Here is a 4,741-nt window from a genome sequence, read left to right as displayed (position 1 = left end):
GCCATTTCTCGCTATGGTTCAGGTTCACATTTGATGGCTTATATCAATGCACAAAATCAAAATTGGAATACAAACAACCTGCAATTTGAGATAGTAAATACTATTGACGGTGCTGTAGAAGCTTTGTCAAATGGCAACGCAGATTACTTTATGTGGGAACATTTTATGACCAAACCATTAGTTGACAAAGGAATATTTCGTCGTGTTGCTGATTGTCCAACTCCTTGGCCTTGCTTTGTAATTGCCGTAAGAAATGTATTTTTAGAACAAAACAAACAAACTATTTCTCTTATTCTAGAAATAATTAACAATACTACTATAGAATTCAAAGATATTCCTAGCATTGATAGGACTTTATCCTTAAAATACGATCAACAATTAGAAGATATTCGAGCATGGATTTCAGTTACCAAATGGTCACAAAAACCATTAGAAGAAAAAATGTTAAACAAAATTCAAAAAAAATTGTTTGAACTTAAAATTATTGATAAAATAGGTACTTTATCTGAAATAATAAAAGCTGTTTAGATTTCGCAATCGTGACAATAAATAAACATTTTAAGAGTATTAGTGGAAATTATTATTCTAATGTAAAGTAAGAAATTACCATGCTATTTCTTTTTTTTCAATGCTTTTTAGGTAATCATTAGTTTTACTAAAATGCTTATTACCAAACCACAATCCACGATTAGCACTCAATGGCGATGGGTGGCCAGTTTCTAAAACATGATGTTTTTTTCTATCAATTTTTGAACCTTTCTTTTTGGCAAAACCACCCCAAAGGAGAAAAACAACATTTTCTTTTTCATCTGATATTTTTTGAATAACCTTATCAGTAAAAGTTTCCCATCCTTGATTTTGATGACTTCCTGCTTCGCTTTCACGTACGGTTAGTGTGGCATTTAACAATAAAACTCCTTGATCTGCCCAACGCTCTAAATTGCCCGAAATAGGAATAGGCAATCCTAAATCTGATTGAATTTCTTTAAAAATATTAATAAGTGAGGGTGGAAAAGTCATACCATCATTTACTGAAAAGCACAAACCATTAGCTTGCCCTAAACCATGATAAGGATCTTGTCCTATAATAACAATCTTTACTTTATCAAATGGACAATGTTCAAATGCTGCAAATATCTGAGTTGCTGTTGGGAAACACCTATGATTTGCATATTCGATGTTAATAAATTCCATAAGCGCTTTAAAATAGAGTTTCTCAAATTCTTGAGAAAGGACTTTGTGCCAGGAAGCATGTAATTTGATAAACATCTATTAAAAATTTAATCAAAAATAGTATTTTCTACTTCATTTTGGATTTTATACTTTGTAACTTTGAAGCAAAGACAATATTTTAATGATTTCAATCACAGATAAAACTTTACAAGATTTAGAGTTTACAACCGTTTTGCAAACTATTTCAGACCGATGCAATACAGAAATTGGTAAAGAAAAAGCACTTCAAATAGTTCCCCTTAATAATAAGGGATTATTGATGGATAATTTACTGCAAACATCAGAATACTTATCATCTTTCAGTAATAATAATACTATACCAAATCATGGATTTGATAATCTAACCAAAGACTTCAAATTCTTATCTATAGAAGATAGTTTTTTGGAAGTTGGAAGTTATAGAAAAATAGCCTCACTTTCGGAAACGGTAAATGTATTATTATTGTTCTTAAAAAAGTTTCAAGATTATTATCCAAAACTAAACGAAAAAGCTACTCAAGTTGAATATACCAAATATATCATTCAAAAAATAGATGAAGTTGTTGATAAATATGGAGAAATAAAAGATAATGCTTCTCCTGATTTAATCAATATTCGAAGAGACATGAGCGTTGTGCGGGGGAAAGTAAATCAGAGTTTTGGACAAGCCATGAGTCAATATAATTCTTTGGGCTATCTAGATGAAATCAAAGAAAGCTTTATTGAAAACCGTAGAGTTTTAGCAGTAATGGCAATGTATCGTAGAAAAGTAAAAGGTTCCATCTTAGGAAGTTCAAAAACAGGAAGTATAGCTTATATTGAACCCGAAGCTACATTGCGCTATTCAAGAGAATTGAGTAATTTAGAATATGAAGAAAGAGAGGAAATTACAAGAATTCTTAAGAAACTATCTAATGATATCCGACCTTTTATTGATTTATTAAAACAATATCAGGACTTTCTCAGTGATATAGATGTAATTGCTGCCAAAGCAAAATATGCCAGAAAAATAAATGCTGTTTTACCCAGTATAATTGAGGAAAAACGTTTGTTTTTCAGGGATGCTTTCCACCCTATATTATTTTTGAATAATAGTGAAAAGCAAGAAAAAACATTTCCTCAAACTATTGAACTAAATAGAGATAACCGAATAATAGTCATTTCTGGACCAAATGCAGGTGGAAAAACTATTTCTCTAAAAACCATTGGATTACTTCAGCTTATGTTGCAATGTGGAATTTTAATTCCTGTTCATGAGCGTAGTGAAACTTTTTTGTTTGATAGAATTTTAACTGATATTGGTGACAATCAATCCATAGAAAATCATTTGAGCACCTATAGTTATCGCCTGAAAAACATGAATTATTTTCTCAAAAAATGCAATGCAAAAACATTGTTTTTAATAGATGAATTTGGAACTGGATCTGATCCAGAATTAGGAGGTGCTTTAGCTGAAATTTTTTTAGAGGAATTTTATCATCGTGAAGCCTATGGAATAATTACAACGCACTATTCTAATTTAAAGATTTTAGCCAATGAATTACCATTTGCTAGTAATGCCAACATGCTCTTTGACGAAAAATCCTTGGAACCCATGTATAAATTGATTTTAGGTCAAGCAGGAAGTTCTTTCACGTTTGAAGTAGCACAAAAAAATGGCATTCCTTATGGATTAATTAATCGTGCCAAAAAGAAAATAGAAGGTGGAAAAGTACGCTTTGATAAAACTATAGCCAACCTTCAAAAAGAACGCTCAAAACTAGAAAAAACATCTCAAACACTCAAAGAGGAAGAAAGCAAAGCGCGTCAAGAAGGAAAAAAGATGGAAACCATCAATTCTAAGATACAAGAAAAATTAGAACGTTATCAAGAGTTATATGATGCAAATCAGCGTTTGATTTATATGGGCCAAAAGATAGATGATATTGCTGATAAATACTTTAACAACAAAGACAAAAAAGTATTGATTGGAGAGTTTTTAAAAATAGTTGAAATAGAAAACTCTAAACGCAAAAAAGCCACAGTTAAAGAAAAAGTTGAAAAAGAAATCATCAAAAAGAAAGTTATTGAGGAAGTAAAAGTGAAAGTTGAAGAAATTAGAGAAGTTAAAAAAGAAAATAAAATTAAAGCTCTAAAACTAGAAACTGAAAAACCAAAAGTAACCTTGAAAATTGGTGATCGTGTTAGAATGATTGACGGCAAAGCGATAGGAACTATTGATAAAATAGAAAAAAATAAAGCTGTAGTCAATTATGGCATGTTTACTTCAAAAGTAACTTTAGAGCTATTAGAATATGTACAAGCAAAATAAATATTCATGAATATTGAAGACTTACCAAAAGGCAAAAAAATAATTCTCTTTGATGGTTTTTGCAACCTTTGTGATGCTGCCGTGCAATTTATAATTAAGCATGATAAAAAAGATAGTTGCAGGTTTGTCTCTTTACAGTCAGAACTTGGTCAAAAAATCATAAAACATATTGGTATTGATAGTACCAAAATTGACAGCATCGTTTTATATGAACCAGGCAGCGCCTATTACCTCAAAGCAAATGCTGCTTTTAAAATTGCTGCATCATTAAATGGATTGTATCCATTATTAAATTCGTTTTCAATCTTCCCTAGTTATATAACTAATCTTGTTTACGATTATATTGCAAAAAACAGGTATAAATGGTATGGAAAGAAAGAACAATGCCTATTACCTAGTTTAGAAAATAACTCTAAATTTTTGGCATAAAAAAAGCCATCATTACTGATGGCTTATTTATCTAAAAGAATATATTATTCTTTAATTATTTTTTTGGTAGCTATACCTATGTCGGTACTAATTTTCATCATGTAAATACCCGTAGCTAAATCACTAATTGAAAATTGACCTTCAGTTGCATTAACTTTAACAGATTTTACAATTCTTCCGTTTAAGTCTAACATTTCAACTGAACTAACAATAGCATTATCTTGATTAGAAAAGTTAAGGATATCGTTTGCAGGATTTGGATATATAGCAAATTTAGAAGATAAGAAATCACCAGTTGATAAGTTAGTAGCAAAGTTTACCGTATCAATACGCATTGCTGCAGAAATAACAGAATTAGCAGCATTAGAAATATCATTAAATGCAAAATAGTAAATACCAGCAGAAAGAAATTGATACTCTGGAGCAGTAATTTGTGTATAACTATTATTTAATAAAGCTGCATTAGAATATATTACAGTTGTTTGAGCATCTGGTGAAGCAGCATTACCTACTGTAAGTCTCAAATTTCTATTCCCAGCAGTAGTACCATTTCTTTCCCAAAAAGAAACTATAACTTTTTCATTAGCTTGTAAAGAAATAGCAGGAGAAAATAACCAGTTATTTGAAACTGATCCAACAGTATCATTAAAAATCCAATATTGAGTTCCTGCTTGAGCAAATGAAGAATTCGTACCTGGCCCATAAGCGCTATTTCCATATGTAGTCCAACCAACAAAATCTGTAGTTGCATTATCAAAACCTGAAGCATATGGCAATATTTTTGCTGTT

Annotated in this window: 4 protein-coding genes and 1 pseudogene; 3 read left to right on the top strand and 2 right to left on the bottom strand. The window is 30.6% G+C overall.

Annotated features, from left to right (window positions below; all coding sequences use genetic code 11):
- Positions 1 to 528: pseudogene (locus ACOYLT_RS10125) on the top strand (ABC transporter substrate-binding protein); the annotation flags it as partial.
- 75 nt (positions 529 to 603) lie between these two features.
- On the opposite strand, the gene ACOYLT_RS10120 reads toward ACOYLT_RS10125, so the two are convergent.
- On the bottom strand, positions 604 to 1,269 hold the full coding sequence (locus ACOYLT_RS10120; protein WP_422853732.1) for a uracil-DNA glycosylase: 666 nt from the start codon (positions 1,267 to 1,269) through the stop codon (positions 604 to 606).
- 85 nt (positions 1,270 to 1,354) lie between these two features.
- Here ACOYLT_RS10120 and ACOYLT_RS10115 point away from each other — a divergent pair, with 85 nt between their 5' ends.
- Together ACOYLT_RS10115 and ACOYLT_RS10110 are read left to right on the top strand one after the other, a co-directional pair.
- Positions 1,355 to 3,523 carry an endonuclease MutS2 gene (locus ACOYLT_RS10115; RefSeq protein ID WP_422853731.1) on the top strand — a complete coding sequence of 723 codons (2,169 nt, stop codon included), beginning with the start codon at positions 1,355 to 1,357 and terminating at the stop codon, positions 3,521 to 3,523.
- A 12-nt stretch (positions 3,524 to 3,535) separates the two neighbouring features.
- Positions 3,536 to 3,952, top strand: a complete 417-nt coding sequence (locus tag ACOYLT_RS10110; RefSeq protein WP_422853733.1) for a thiol-disulfide oxidoreductase DCC family protein — start codon at positions 3,536 to 3,538, stop codon at positions 3,950 to 3,952.
- A gap of 44 nt (positions 3,953 to 3,996) precedes the next feature.
- Here the strand turns inward: ACOYLT_RS10110 and ACOYLT_RS10105 are convergent.
- Positions 3,997 to 4,741: T9SS type A sorting domain-containing protein (locus tag ACOYLT_RS10105; RefSeq protein WP_422853730.1), on the bottom strand; the 745-nt coding region annotated here is incomplete at its 5' end.

Origin of the sequence: Flavobacterium sp. (assembly GCF_049318185.1) — a bacterium.
Lineage (GTDB): Bacteria > Bacteroidota > Bacteroidia > Flavobacteriales > Flavobacteriaceae > Flavobacterium.
The sequence above is the reverse complement of the archived record's forward strand: the minus strand, read 5'-3'. Positions and strand labels throughout refer to the sequence as shown.

Coding starts and splice junctions, on each gene's coding strand:
- ACOYLT_RS10120 (WP_422853732.1), bottom strand. CDS start 1,269: ATGTTTATCAAATTACATGCTTCCTGGCACAAAGTCCTTTCTCAAGAA.
- ACOYLT_RS10115 (WP_422853731.1), top strand. CDS start 1,355: ATGATTTCAATCACAGATAAAACTTTACAAGATTTAGAGTTTACAACC.